Annotated in this window: 13 protein-coding genes, 1 tRNA gene and 1 pseudogene; 7 read left to right on the top strand and 8 right to left on the bottom strand. The window is 70.1% G+C overall.

Annotated elements, in window-relative coordinates; all coding sequences use genetic code 11:
* The first annotated feature begins 3 nt into the window (after window positions 1-3).
* Window positions 4-1,008, top strand: a complete 1,005-nt coding sequence (locus TCCBUS3UF1_RS10480) for an A/G-specific adenine glycosylase (protein ID WP_014516483.1) — start codon at window positions 4-6, stop codon at window positions 1,006-1,008.
* Here TCCBUS3UF1_RS10480 and TCCBUS3UF1_RS11665 read toward each other — a convergent pair.
* Window positions 892-1,590, bottom strand: coding sequence for an FAD-dependent oxidoreductase (locus TCCBUS3UF1_RS11665; protein ID WP_081477235.1), 699 nt, complete (start codon window positions 1,588-1,590; stop codon window positions 892-894). The genes TCCBUS3UF1_RS10480 and TCCBUS3UF1_RS11665 overlap by 117 nt on opposite strands.
* 24 nt (window positions 1,591-1,614) lie before the next feature.
* Window positions 1,615-1,690, bottom strand: a tRNA-Trp gene (locus tag TCCBUS3UF1_RS10475).
* 67 nt (window positions 1,691-1,757) lie between these two features.
* Here TCCBUS3UF1_RS10475 and TCCBUS3UF1_RS10470 point away from each other — a divergent pair.
* The gene (locus TCCBUS3UF1_RS10470) at window positions 1,758-2,558 is read left to right on the top strand and encodes a C40 family peptidase (RefSeq protein WP_014516482.1); all 801 of its coding nucleotides are present in this window, start codon (window positions 1,758-1,760) and stop codon (window positions 2,556-2,558) included.
* A gap of 1 nt (window position 2,559) precedes the next feature.
* On the opposite strand, the gene TCCBUS3UF1_RS10465 is transcribed toward TCCBUS3UF1_RS10470, so the two are convergent.
* From TCCBUS3UF1_RS10465 to TCCBUS3UF1_RS10445, 5 genes are read right to left on the bottom strand one after another with little or no spacing between them, the layout of a single operon-like run.
* Window positions 2,560-3,501 (bottom strand): nitroreductase family protein, encoded by a 942-nt coding sequence (locus tag TCCBUS3UF1_RS10465; RefSeq protein WP_014516481.1) that lies wholly within the window; start codon window positions 3,499-3,501, stop codon window positions 2,560-2,562.
* 8 nt (window positions 3,502-3,509) lie between these two features.
* Window positions 3,510-4,580, bottom strand: coding sequence for an A24 family peptidase (locus TCCBUS3UF1_RS10460; protein WP_014516480.1), 1,071 nt, complete (start codon window positions 4,578-4,580; stop codon window positions 3,510-3,512).
* Window positions 4,581-4,597: 17 nt separating this feature from the next.
* Window positions 4,598-4,903, bottom strand: a complete 306-nt coding sequence (locus TCCBUS3UF1_RS10455) for a transcriptional regulator (RefSeq protein ID WP_014516479.1) — start codon at window positions 4,901-4,903, stop codon at window positions 4,598-4,600.
* On the bottom strand, window positions 4,879-5,436 hold the full coding sequence (locus tag TCCBUS3UF1_RS10450; protein WP_014516478.1) for a hypothetical protein: 558 nt from the start codon (window positions 5,434-5,436) through the stop codon (window positions 4,879-4,881). Before TCCBUS3UF1_RS10450 ends, TCCBUS3UF1_RS10455 begins: the two co-directional genes overlap by 25 nt.
* Window positions 5,433-5,849 (bottom strand): hypothetical protein, encoded by a 417-nt coding sequence (locus TCCBUS3UF1_RS10445; protein ID WP_014516477.1) that lies wholly within the window; start codon window positions 5,847-5,849, stop codon window positions 5,433-5,435. Before TCCBUS3UF1_RS10445 ends, TCCBUS3UF1_RS10450 begins: the two co-directional genes overlap by 4 nt.
* Before the next feature lie 85 nt (window positions 5,850-5,934).
* Between TCCBUS3UF1_RS10445 and TCCBUS3UF1_RS10440 the strand changes: the two genes are divergently transcribed.
* Window positions 5,935-6,894, top strand: a complete 960-nt coding sequence (locus tag TCCBUS3UF1_RS10440; RefSeq protein WP_014516476.1) for a quinone oxidoreductase — start codon at window positions 5,935-5,937, stop codon at window positions 6,892-6,894.
* On the opposite strand, the gene TCCBUS3UF1_RS10435 is transcribed toward TCCBUS3UF1_RS10440, so the two are convergent.
* Window positions 6,883-7,791: a carbohydrate kinase gene (locus TCCBUS3UF1_RS10435; RefSeq protein ID WP_014516475.1), complete on the bottom strand. Its 909-nt coding sequence runs from the start codon at window positions 7,789-7,791 to the stop codon at window positions 6,883-6,885. The genes TCCBUS3UF1_RS10440 and TCCBUS3UF1_RS10435 overlap by 12 nt on opposite strands.
* Window positions 7,792-7,921: 130 nt before the next feature.
* Here TCCBUS3UF1_RS10435 and TCCBUS3UF1_RS10430 point away from each other — a divergent pair, with 130 nt between their 5' ends.
* The 4 genes and pseudogenes from TCCBUS3UF1_RS10430 (at window position 7,922) to TCCBUS3UF1_RS10415 (ending at window position 11,339) form a co-directional block, all read left to right on the top strand.
* Window positions 7,922-9,745, top strand: coding sequence for an aldehyde ferredoxin oxidoreductase family protein (locus tag TCCBUS3UF1_RS10430; protein ID WP_014516473.1), 1,824 nt, complete (start codon window positions 7,922-7,924; stop codon window positions 9,743-9,745).
* Between the two features lie 56 nt (window positions 9,746-9,801).
* A pseudogene (locus TCCBUS3UF1_RS10425) lies at window positions 9,802-10,068 on the top strand (ubiquitin-like small modifier protein 1); the annotation flags it as partial.
* A 12-nt stretch (window positions 10,069-10,080) separates the two neighbouring features.
* Window positions 10,081-10,362: a DUF309 domain-containing protein gene (locus tag TCCBUS3UF1_RS10420; protein ID WP_014516471.1), complete on the top strand. Its 282-nt coding sequence runs from the start codon at window positions 10,081-10,083 to the stop codon at window positions 10,360-10,362.
* Entirely contained in the window at window positions 10,359-11,339 is a 981-nt protein-coding gene (locus TCCBUS3UF1_RS10415) for an asparaginase (RefSeq protein ID WP_014516470.1), read from the top strand. The genes TCCBUS3UF1_RS10420 and TCCBUS3UF1_RS10415 overlap by 4 nt, the downstream gene beginning before the upstream one ends.
* The last annotated feature ends 50 nt before the right edge of the window (window positions 11,340-11,389 follow it).

Raw genomic sequence — 11,389 nt, 5'->3', positions numbered from 1 at the left:
CCTGTGCTGGCCGAAGCCCTCCTCCTTTGGTACCGGGCCCACGCCCGCCTCCTGCCCTGGCGGGGGGAGAAGGACCCCTACCGCATCCTGGTCTCCGAGGTGCTCCTGCAGCAGACCCGCACCGCCCAGGCCATCCCCTACTACCACCGCTTCCTGGAGCGTTTCCCCACCCTGAAGGCCCTGGGCGAGGCCCCCCTGGAGGAGGTGCTCCGGGTGTGGCAGGGGGCGGGGTACTACCGCCGGGCCCTCTACCTCCACCGCCTGGCCTGCCAGCAGGGGGACCTGCCCCGCACCTACGCCGCGCTGGTGAGGCTTCCCGGCCTGGGCCCTTATACCGCGGCGGCCGTGGCCTCCATGGCCTTTGGGGAGCGGGTGGCGGCGGTGGACGGGAACGTGCGTCGGGTCCTGGCCCGGCTCTTCGCCCAGGAGGACCCTTCCCCCAAGGAGCTCCGCCTCCTGGCCCAGGGCCTCTTGCCCCAGGGGGTGGACCCAGGGGAGTGGAACCAGGCCCTCATGGAGCTGGGGGCCACGGTCTGCTTGCCCAAGGCCCCCCTTTGCCCCTCCTGTCCCCTGGCGCCTTTCTGCCAGGGCCAGGGGGAAGCGGCCCGTTACCCCAGGCCGCGAAGGCGCCGGGTCCTCGAGGAGCGCCTGGCCGCCCTGGTCCTCCGGGGGCGCAAGGGGGTTTACCTGGAGCGCCTGGAGGGGCGTTTCCCCGGGCTTTATGGGGTCCCCCTCTTCCCGGAAGGGGAGCTGGAGGCAAGGGCCAAGGCCCTGGGGGTGGAGCCCCGCCCCTTGGGCCAGGTGGTCCACGCCCTCACCCACCGGCGGCTTAGGGTGGCCGTCTACGGGGCCCTTTGGGACGGGGAAGGGGAGGAGCCAGGGCAAAAGCCCTTACCCAAGCTCATGGAGAAGGTGCTCCGCCAGGCGCAGGCCTTCCTGGCTCATGAGGGCGTAGGGGCCCTCCCGGACGCAAAGCCCCACGGCGTAAAGCCCCCCAAGGCGCCGTAGGCGGAAGGTGGCCTCCTCCCACTCCTCGGGGAGGAAGGCGTGGTAGCGCACCCGGTACCCCGGGGTGGAGGGGGTTTCCGGCACCTCCCCCTCCCGTACCTGGAAGCGGAACCCCAGCTCCTGGAGGTGGGCGAAGAGGTCGGGGTAGCTGGCCTCGGAGAGCCGGCCCGCCTCCTCCTCCACCGCCCCCATCCGCAGGGTGCTCCCCAGGAAACTTCCCACCGCCAGGACCACCCGCTCGGCCCGCACGGAAGGCCCTTCCCAGGTGGTCACCCCTACCGCCCTTTCCCCCTCTAGGAGGAGGCCCGTGGCCGTGGCCTGGAAGAGGTGAAGGCGGGGCTCCCCCTCCAGGAAGTACTTGGCCCGGGCGTGGAAGGCCCAGACCCTGGGGTCCTGGGGGTCATAGGCCCCCTCCAAGAGGCTTCCTGGGGGGAAGGGGGGGGTAGGGGGCAGGAAGGGCATCATCACCGAGTCCAGGCTCTGGGTGAGGAGGCCCACCCGCACCCCCCTTTGCGCCAGCCGGTAGGCGGCCTCGCTGCCGGCGAAGCCGGCACCCACGATCAAGACCTGGTACGCTCCCATAAAAAAAGGCCCCGAAGGGCCATCTGGCGGGCCGTGAAGGACTCGAACCTCCAACCCCCGGTTTTGGAGACCGGTGCTCTGCCAGTTGAGCTAACGGCCCCCGCCTTGGGGATTCTAGCACACCCCCGGGCCCTAGGCCAAGGGGGTGGCCCGGGTAGAATGGCCCTATGCCCCGGCTTTCCGCCCTGGCCTTCCTCCTCTTCCTGGCCTTGGCCCAACCCGCCCAGGAGGAGACCCATACCGTGGCCCCCGGGGACACCCTTTTTGCCATCGCCCGGCGCTACGGGACCACGGTGGAGGCCCTCATGCGCCTCAATGGGCTGGAGAACTTCCTCATCCAGCCCGGGCAGGTCCTGCGCGTGCGCGCCCTCGAGGCCACCCACGTGGTGGCCCCTGGGGACACCCTCTTCTCCTTGGCCCGGCGCTACGGGACCACGGTGGAGGAGCTGATGCGCCTCAACGGCCTCCCTTCCCCGGAGCTTAAGGTGGGGCAGGTCCTGCGCCTTCCGCCAAGGGCCTCCTCCCCCCAGGAAGGGGGCTTGTACAGGGAGGGGCGGACGCAGGAGGCCCCAGGGGACAAGGAGGATTACGACCCGGAGAACCCCCTTTTGCGGATCGTGCTCCGCTACCTGGGGGTGCCCTACAAGTACGGGGCGGCCTCCCCCACCGCCTTGGACTGCTCGGCCTTTGTGGCCCAGGTCTACGCCGAGCTGGGGGTGGCCCTGCCCCGCACCACCCGGGAACAGTACGGGGCCCTCCTTCCCGTGGAGGACCTAAGGCCCGGGGATCTGGTCTTCTTCAGCTTCGGCGGCAAGGAGGTGGACCACGTGGGCCTCTACCTGGGCCGGGGGGTGTTCGCCCACGCCAGCAGCTACGGGAGCCGGGTGGTCATCGAGAGCCTCCTCGCCCCCCACTACCAGAAGGCCTACCGGGGGGCAAGAAGGCCCCCGCAGGAGGCCCGGAAATAGCTTAGGGCCAGTCCGAAACCTCTCCCCGGGCCTTGCGCAAGGCGGTGAGCAGGGCTTCTGCCGGCTTCCCTTCCCCGCGGAAGGCCTCGGTTTCCCGCTCCAGCCAGGCTTCGCCTGGGCGGAAGAGGACGCCCTGGGCCTCGGCCAGGGCTTCCTCCAAAAGGGCCCCTAGGGAGTAAAAGGCCGCTCCCGTCGGCAGGTCGGGGTCTAGGCCCTGGCGGGCCAGGGTGCGGCCGTAAGGCCCTTCCCGCTCCTCCATGGTCCCCCCCTGGGCGAAGTAGCGCCTTAAGACCCGGCCCCAGTCCCCCACCCGGCTGTAGGGGGCCATGGCCCCGTAGGCGGCCTCGAGGTCCTCCGGGGTGTAGGGGCGGTAACGGTCCTCGTGGACCACCAGCCCCCGGGGCAGCCTGGGCCGTGGTGGGCCCTCCTCGTCCGGTATCCCCACGGCCAGGCCCACCACGGGCAGGACCCTCGGGGGCAGGCCGAGGAGGTCCACCAGCTCCCCCACCCCGTTCAGCACCCCGCCGATGAAGCAGACCCCATACCCCAGGGCCTCGGCGGTGAGGGCCAGGTAGGCGGCGGCCAGGCCCGCGTCCAGGATGGCGAAATGGAGGGCGGTCCTGGGCCAGCGGGCCATCCTCTCCCCCCGGTGGGCGAGAAGCCTTTCCAGGCGGTGCACGTCGGCCAGGAAGACGAAGAACTCCGCCGCCTGCCGGATGTGCTCCTGGTCCCCAGAAAGCCGCGCCACCCTCTCCCGCAGCCCCGGGTCCCGGACCCGGATGGCGGTGTACAGCTGGGCGCTGGCGTCCGTGGGGGCCCGCTGCAGGGCGAAAAGGAGCCTTTCCAGGTCTTCTTGGGGAATGGGGAGGGGCTTGAAGCGGCGGACGCTGCGGCGACGGGCCAGGACCTCCCCCAGGGCTTCGCCTAGGGACTTCCCTTCCACGCCCCCCACTATAGCCCGAGCCAGGCCAGGTAGGCCCGCCAAAGGCCCTCGCCAAAGAAGAAGGCCACCACCCCCCCAAGGGCCAGGTAGGGGCCAAAGGGAAGCTTCCGTTGCCGAAGGAGTAGGCCCAGGAAGGCCCCGGCGAAGACCCCGAGGAAAAGGGCCAGGAAGCTGTAGGCCCCAAGCCAGGCCCCTAGGGCCCCCAAGAGCTTCACGTCCCCATAGCCCATGGCCACGGGCTCCTCCTCCTCTTCCCCTTCGGGGAGGGTGCGGAAGGCCCAGTAAAGCCCCCCGGCCAGGGCGAGCCCCCCGGCGGCCAGGAGGCTTCCCCTTAAGGCCTCGAGGGGGGAAAGGCCGAGAAGGGGGGTGAGGAGAAGGGCCAGGGGGAGGAGGGGGAGGGTGAGGCGGTCGGGGAGGACCACGGGCCTCCCTGTGCGGGCGGAAAGGGCCCAGCTTAGGAAGGCTAGGGCCATCCCCACCCCCGGCCCCAGGAGGAGGCCCAAGAGGGCGGCCATGTGCACCTGGTGGGGGCCCACGGGCACCTCGGCCTTCCCTTCCCGGAAGCGCCTGAGGAAAAGCCCCCCGTACCCGGCGACCAGGCCTAGCCCCCCGGCGGCCATCAGGGCCCCGTCCAGGGCCTCGGGGAAGGGAAGGGGAAAGGCGAGGGCATAGGCAAAGAGGAGGCCAAGCCCCAGGAGGCCATAGGTGAGCCCATCCGGTAGCTCGTAGGTGTCTAGGTCAATGAAGGCGAGGGCCACCAGGAAGGCCAGGAAGGCGAAGACCAGGAAGGCCTCGAGGGAGGGGGGGTAGAAGAGGGCGGCGAGGAGGAAAAGCCCCCCGGTAAGCCCCTCCACCAGGGGGTAGCGGAGGGGGATGGGCTTCCCGCAGTAGCGGCACCGCCCCCGCAAGAAGAGGTAGGAGAGGAGGGGGATGAGGTCGGAAGGGCCCAGGCGGTGGCCGCACTGGGGGCAGTGGGAAGGGGGAAAGAGGATGGACTTTCCCTTAGGCAACCGCCCGATCACCACGTTGAGGAAGGAGCCCACCAGGAGGCCTAGGACCAGGGCGAAAAGGGGCCACATGGGGAGATTTTAAGCCCCTACCCTGCCCCCCCGTCCTTCAGGATCTCCAGGAGGAGGGCCCGGTAGGCGCGGTAGGCCTCGAGGCCCCTCGGGGTGAGCCACACCCAGGTCCTGGGCCGGCGGCCCTGGTAGCCCTTCTCCACCCCCACATACCCCCCCTCCTCCAGCCTCTGCAGGTGGCTGGAAAGGTTGCCCTCCGTGAGGCCCAGGGCCTCCTTCAGCCAGCCGAACTCCACCCGCACCCCCTCCCCCAGGCCGGCCAGGAGGGCCATCAGGCGGAGCCGGGTTTCCTGGTGGATCAGGGGGTCCAGCGCCGGCGCCATGCCGCTCCGTAGACCAGGGCCAGGAGGCCGGCCAGGGCCATCCCTGGATGGAAGGCCTGGGGAAGGAGGCGGAAGAGGAGGAGGTCCAGGAGGAAAAGCCCAAGCCCCGCCCCCACCACCCCCCAGGCCCGCCAGAGGACCCCGGTGAAGGCCAAGCCGAAGGCCGCCAGGCTCACCAGGAAGCTCTGGCCGGCCACCCCCTTGGGGGGCAGGAGGGGAAGCCAGTGCAAGAGGGCGAAGAGGGTGAGAAGCCCCCAAAGGGCAAAGGTCTGGAGGCCTCGCTCGCTGGCCACCCAGGTCCCCTGCCGGAAACCCAGGTAGAAGGTGAGCAGGGTGGCCAGGGGAGCAGCCAAGGACCAGAACCCCTTGGCCCACAGGGGGTTGGCCGCGCTTAGGGCGTGCCCTAGGGCGAAAACCCCGCCCCAGACCAGGGGCAACCACCCGTCCAGCAGGGCCAGGCGGAGCTGGCCCTGGGCCTCGGCTTCCTGGGCCGCCCGGAGGAGGCGCTTGGCTTCCTCCCTCACCTCCCTCATGGCGCTCCACCCCCGAAGAGGAGGCGCAGGTAGGGGCCGCCCCTACCCAGGCCGTACCCCAGCCCCAGGCCCAGGAGGGGGCCGGTTCCCTGGGGGAAGTAGAAGGCCCGTACCCCCACCTCCACCAGGAACCCCCCGGCCCCGTTCCGCTCCTCCCCGCCCAAGCCGAGGAGGGGAAGGAGGTAGACCCCTTCCAGCCGCAGGAGGGGCCCGGTGTAGAAAATCCCTCCCCGCTGGCCCGCTCCCCCATACCCCTCCCCCCCGAAGGCCCAAGGGAGGCCCTCCAGCCGCACCGTGCCCAAACCGCCCCCACCCCCCTGGAATCCGCCCTGGTAGCCCAGGAAGCCGTACCTCAGGCCTCCCGCCCAGGCCGGAGCCAGGAGGAGGAGTAGGCCTGCCGCTAGGCGCCGCATGCTTTACCTCCTACAAATAGCTTTGCGACACAAAGTTAAATCCGTCAAGGGGGTCCCCCGGCCCCTCTTCGGATAAACTCCTTGCATGAGGGCCATACGGGTACACCAGGTGGGCGGGCCGGAGGTCATGCGGCTGGAGGAGCTTCCCCTGCCCGAGCCAGGCCCGGGGGAGGTCCTGGTGCGGCTTCTGGCCATCGGGGTCAACTACATCGACACCTACAAGCGCAGGGGCCTCTACCCCATGCCCCTCCCCTTCACCCTGGGGGAGGAGGGGGCGGGCGTGGTGGAGCGGGTGGGGGAGGGGGTGGAGGGGGTGCGCCCGGGGGACCGGGTGGCCTTCGCCAACGTCCAGGGAGCCTATGCGGAGTACCAGGTGGTGCCCGCGGAAAGGCTCGTGCCCCTGCCCGAGGGGCTGGACCCCAAGCTGGCCGCCGCCAGCCTTCTCCAGGGCATGACCGTGCACTACCTCCTCAAGAGCACCTACCCCGTGGCCCCGGGGGACCAGGTCCTGGTGCACGCCGGGGCCGGGGGGGTGGGCACCCTCCTCATCCAGTGGGCCAAGCGCCTGGGGGCCACGGTTTACGCCACCGCCAGCACCGAGGAGAAGCGGGCCCTGGCCCGGGCCCTGGGGGCAGACTACGCCCTGCCCTACGAGGGCTTTGCCCAGGCGGTGAAGGCCCTTTCCGGGGGTGGGGTGGACGTGGTCTACGACGGGGTGGGGCAGGCCACCTTCCAGGGGAGCCTCGAGGCCCTCAGGCCCCGGGGCTACCTGGTCCTCTTCGGCCAGTCCTCGGGGCCGGTCCCCCCCCTGGACCCCCAGGAGCTGAACCGTAAGGGAAGCCTCTTCCTCACCCGGCCCACCCTGCACCACCACACGGCGAGCCGCAAGGAGCTCCTCTTCCGCGCGGGGGAGGTTTTCCAGGCCCTGCGGGAGGGCTGGCTTAGGGTGCGGATCGGGGCTGAGTTCTCCCTGGAAAGGGCCCAGGAAGCCCACCAGGCCCTGGAGGGGCGGAAGACCACGGGCAAGGTCCTCCTAATCCCCTAGGTAGGCCTTCTTCCAGGCGGCAAGCCCCGCCTCGGGCAGCCCTGCCCCCCGCACGGTGCAGGCCAAGGCGCCGAGGGCGATGCCCCCCCGGAGGGCCTCCTCCAGGTCCTCTGGGCGTAGCCGGTCCAGGTTGGCCCGGGTGTAGCCCCGCCGGAGGAGGAGGGCGAGAAACCCGGCGGTGAAGCTATCCCCTGCCCCCACGGTGTCCGCCACCGCCACCGCTTCCCCGGGGAGGCGCACCGCTTCTCCCCGGAAAAAGGCCACCGCCCCCTCTGCCCCCAGGGTGAGGACCTTGAGCCTGGGGGGAAGTCTCCTTACCCTTCCCACGGGGTCCTCCGGGAAGAGGAGGCGGGCATCCTCCAGGGAGAGCTTGAGGAGGTCCACCTGGTGGAAGTAGCCCCAAAGGCGCCGCCTTTCCTCCGGGGTGGGAGGGCGGCGCAGGTTAGGGTCAAAGGCGAGGAGGGCCCCTTCCCCCCGCGCCTCTTCCAGCAGGGCCGCCAGGCCCCCTTCCGTCCTGGGGTCCAGGGCGAAGAGGGAGGCGAAGTGGAAGACCTTGGCCCCCCTAAGGCTTCCCGGCTCGGGGCTGTAGGGGGCCCGGAAGGGAAGGTGGAAGCTATAGGCCGCCTCCCCTTGGGGATTGGGTTGGACCAGGGCCAGGGGCATGGCCTCGGGGTGGCGGAGGAGGCGAAGCTCCAGCCCCCGCGCCTCCATCTCCGCCTCGCAGCGGCGGGAAAGCCAGTCCGAACCCAGCTCCGAGAGGAGGCGCACGGGAAAGCCCAGGCGGCGTAGGGCCGTGGCCGTGTTGAGGACCGAGCCCCCCAGGACGCCCTGGAAGCGCCAAGGGGTCGCCTCTTCCCACAGGAGGTCCAGGAGGACCTCACCGGCTAGGGCCAGCATGCTCCCATTATCCTGGTCGCCTTTACATTTTCCCCCCGGGCAGGTGGTATAATCCAGCCGAACCTGGGCAGCCATGCGCACCTTTCCAAGCCATGGGCGCGGCCTTCCTGGCCCTAAAAGGAGGTAAGGGATGCTCGGCGGATATGCCCATAAGCTGGCCCGTATCGACCTGAGCACCGGACAGGTGGAGTACTTCGCCCCCGACCCCAAGGACCTGGAGATGTACGTGGGGGGGCGGGGCCTGGGGGTCAAGTACGTCTTTGACAACGGCCCCCAGGTGGACCCCTTGGGCCCGGAGAACCTTCTCGCCATCATGAATGGCCCCCTCTCCGGCACCCGGGCCAAGATGTCCGGGCGCCTGGCGGTGGTCACCAAAAGCCCCCTCACGGGCACCGTGACGGACAGCCACATGGGGGGGTGGACCGCGGCCAAGCTCAAGTGGGCGGGGTTTGACGGCCTCCTCATCAAGGGGGCTTCGGACAAGCCCGTCTACCTCCTGGTCAAGGACGGGGAGGTTTCCATCCACGACGCCTCCGACCTCTGGGGCAAGACCACCCACGAGGTCCACCGCCTCCTCCGCGAGCGCCACGGGGAGGAGGCCGACGTGATGGCCATCGGCCCCGCGGGGGAAAACCTGGTGCGCTTCGCCAACTGGGTCAACAACGACGAGCGGGCTGCAGGCCGCGGGGGGACGGGGGCGGTGGCGGGGAGCAAGAAGCTCAAGGCCATTGTGGTGGTGGGTAAGCAGGACCAGATGCCCCAGCCCCAGGACAAGGAGCTTTGGCGGGAGGCGGACCGGCTGGCCTCGGCGGCCATCAACGACCCCAAGAACGTCACCGCCCCCAAGAAGGGCGGGCTTTCCCTCTATGGCACCAACGTCCTCATGAACATCACCAACGTCATGGGGGCCCTGCCCACCTTCAACGCCCAGCACACCTCCATTGAGGGGGCGGAGAAGATCTCCGGGGAGTACATCCGCGAGCACCGCCTCATCCAGGACAACACCTGCCACGCCTGTCCCGTGGCCTGCAAGAAGATGGTGGAGGTCCACGTGGACGGCAAGACCATCCGCTTTGAGTCCTACGAGTACGAGTCCGCCTGGGCCCTGGGGGCCCAAGCCGGCCACACGGACACCGACTGGACCGGGTACGCCATCTACCTCTGCAACGCCTACGGGATGGACACCATTGAGGCCGGCAACGCGGTGGCCGTCCTCATGGAGGCCACGGAGAAGGGGTACTACCAGGGGTCTGATGGGATCCGCTTCGGCGACAAGGAGGGGGAGATCCGGATCCTCGAGGCCATCGCCTACCGCAAGGGGGTAGGGGATATGCTGGCCGAGGGCCCGGCCCGCTTCGCCAAGGCCATCGGCCACCCCGAGATCGCCTTGGAGGTCAAGGGCCAGTCCATCCCCGCCTACGACCCCCGGGGCCTCAAGGGCATGGGCATCGCCTACGCCACCTCCAACCGGGGGGCCTGCCACCTGCGGGCCTACACCCCGGCCTCGGAGATCCTGGGGGTGCCCTACAAGACCGACCCCCTGGCCTGGGAGGGGAAGGGCAAGCTCACCAAGCTTTTCCAGGACCTCTCCGCCTTTACCGACTCCTTGGACCTCTGCAAGTTCAGCCAGTTTGCCGAGGACCCCGAGACCTACGCCAAGCAGCTTTCCGCCTACTGGGGCCGTCCCGTGAGCGCCGAGGACGTGCTCCGCATCGGCGAGCGCATCTACAACCTGGAGCGCTACTACAACAACCTGGCGGGCTGGGCCGAGGGCTCGGACTACCTGCCCGAGCGCTTCCTGAAGGAGCCTTCGGATAGCGCCGGCTCCAAGGGCCAGGTGGCCGAGCTGGACCTTATGCTCCAGGAGTACTACCAGGAGCGGGGCTGGGAGAGGGGCGTGGTACCCCCGGCCAAGCTGCGGGAGCTGGGCATCCTCTCCCAGGCGGCGGACTGATCCCCCTGGGATTCAGGGCCCCGGCCTTGGGCCGGGGTTTCCTTTAGACTCGGGGTATGCCCAAGGTCAACCTTTACGCGACTTTCCGCGACCTCACCGGGAAAAGCTACCTGGAGATAGAGGGAAGCACCGTGGGGGAGGTGCTGGAGCACCTCATCCGCCTTTACCCCGCCCTGAGGGAGGAGCTCTTTGAGGGGGGGGAGCTGGCCGAGCGGGTTTCGGTCTTCCTGGAGGGCCGGGACGTGCGCTACCTCCAGGGCCTGGCCACCCCTTTATCCCCGGAGGCCACCTTGGACCTCTTCCCTCCCGTGGCGGGCGGGGGGTGGAGGGCGTAGATGCAGGCCCTCGAGGAAGCCCAGCGGCTTTTTGCCCAGGAAAGGTACTTTGAGGCCCACGAGGTCCTGGAGGAGGCCTGGCGGGAGGCGAGGGGGGAGGAGCGCCCCTTTCTGCAGGGGCTCCTCCTCCTGGCCGCTGCCCTGCACCAGGCCAGCCTGGGCCAGGGGGGCTTGAGGAACCTGCGCAAGGCGGAGGCCAAGCTGGCCCCCTTTCCTTCCCCCTATTTGGGCCTGGACTGGCACCCCCTTTGGCGCGAGGCCCGGCGTAGACTTGGAGGGTGAACGCTTGGGTCTACGCCTACCGCGGGGAGCTGGTGGAAAACCGCCACCGGGTTTCCCTGGCCATCTACGGCCAGGAAGGGCTTTTGGCCTATGCCGGGGACCCCACCCGCCTTAGCTACCTCCGCTCCTCGGCCAAGCCCTTCCAGGCCCTGGCCCTTTTCCTCACCGGGGCGGCGGAGCGCTTTGGCCTCACGGAAGAGGAGGTGGCCCTGGCCACCGCCAGCCACGACGGCACCCCCAGGCACGTGGCCGTGGCCGCCCGTTTTCTGGAAAAGCTGGCCCTAGGGCCGGAGCGCCTGGCCTGCGGGGTCCACCCCCCCTTTTCCAAGGAGGCCCGGAAGGCCCTGGAGGAAGCGGGACAAAAGCCCACCCCCCTCCACCACAACTGCTCGGGGAAGCACGCGGGCATGCTGGCCGCCGCCTTGGCCCTGGGGGTACCCCCGGAGGGGTACGAGCGCCCCGACCACCCCGTCCAGCTCCTGAACCGCCGGACCCTGGCCGAGCTGGCGGGGGGAGAGCCCCTCTGGGCCACGGACGGGTGCAGCGTGCCCACCTTTGCCCTGCCCTTGGCCCGGGCGGCCCGGGCCTTTTACTTCCTGGCGGACCCGAAAAAGGCCCCTGCGGCCTACCGGGAGCCCCTAAGGCGGGTGGGGGAGGCCATGCGCCGCCATCCGGAGCTGGTGGCGGGCCCAGGGAGCATTGACACCCTCCTGATGGAACGCCTTCCCCTCCTGGCCAAGCGGGGGGCCGACGGCTACTACGGGCTAGCCCTTCCGGAAACCCCCAGGGGGCCCTTGGGCGTGGCCCTCAAGGTGGAGGATGGCTCGGCCCAGGCCCGGGAGGTGATGGTGGTGGCCCTGTTGCGCGCCCTGGGCCTGGACCCCGGCCCCACCCCTTGGGACCGGCCCGAGGTGCGCAACCACCGCGGCCTCCCCGTGGGGCACCTCGAGGCCCGCCTGGAGCTGGCCTGGGTCTGACGTCCAGACCCCAAGCGCCCCTTAGGACCGTTGACGCCAGGAGGAGGTGG

Source organism: Thermus sp. CCB_US3_UF1 (genome assembly GCF_000236585.1).
Taxonomy (GTDB): Bacteria; Deinococcota; Deinococci; order Deinococcales; family Thermaceae; genus Thermus.
The sequence above is the reverse complement of the archived record's forward strand: the minus strand, read 5'-3'. Positions and strand labels throughout refer to the sequence as shown.

Coding starts and splice junctions, on each gene's coding strand:
- TCCBUS3UF1_RS10460 (WP_014516480.1), bottom strand. CDS start 4,580: ATGTGGCCCCTTTTCGCCCTGGTCCTAGGCCTCCTGGTGGGCTCCTTC.
- TCCBUS3UF1_RS10420 (WP_014516471.1), top strand. CDS start 10,081: ATGCAGGCCCTCGAGGAAGCCCAGCGGCTTTTTGCCCAGGAAAGGTAC.
- TCCBUS3UF1_RS10450 (WP_014516478.1), bottom strand. CDS start 5,436: ATGAGGGAGGTGAGGGAGGAAGCCAAGCGCCTCCTCCGGGCGGCCCAG.
- TCCBUS3UF1_RS11665 (WP_081477235.1), bottom strand. CDS start 1,590: ATGGGAGCGTACCAGGTCTTGATCGTGGGTGCCGGCTTCGCCGGCAGC.
- TCCBUS3UF1_RS10445 (WP_014516477.1), bottom strand. CDS start 5,849: ATGCGGCGCCTAGCGGCAGGCCTACTCCTCCTCCTGGCTCCGGCCTGG.
- TCCBUS3UF1_RS10435 (WP_014516475.1), bottom strand. CDS start 7,791: ATGCTGGCCCTAGCCGGTGAGGTCCTCCTGGACCTCCTGTGGGAAGAG.
- TCCBUS3UF1_RS10440 (WP_014516476.1), top strand. CDS start 5,935: ATGAGGGCCATACGGGTACACCAGGTGGGCGGGCCGGAGGTCATGCGG.
- TCCBUS3UF1_RS10455 (WP_014516479.1), bottom strand. CDS start 4,903: ATGGCGCCGGCGCTGGACCCCCTGATCCACCAGGAAACCCGGCTCCGC.
- TCCBUS3UF1_RS10470 (WP_014516482.1), top strand. CDS start 1,758: ATGCCCCGGCTTTCCGCCCTGGCCTTCCTCCTCTTCCTGGCCTTGGCC.
- TCCBUS3UF1_RS10430 (WP_014516473.1), top strand. CDS start 7,922: ATGCTCGGCGGATATGCCCATAAGCTGGCCCGTATCGACCTGAGCACC.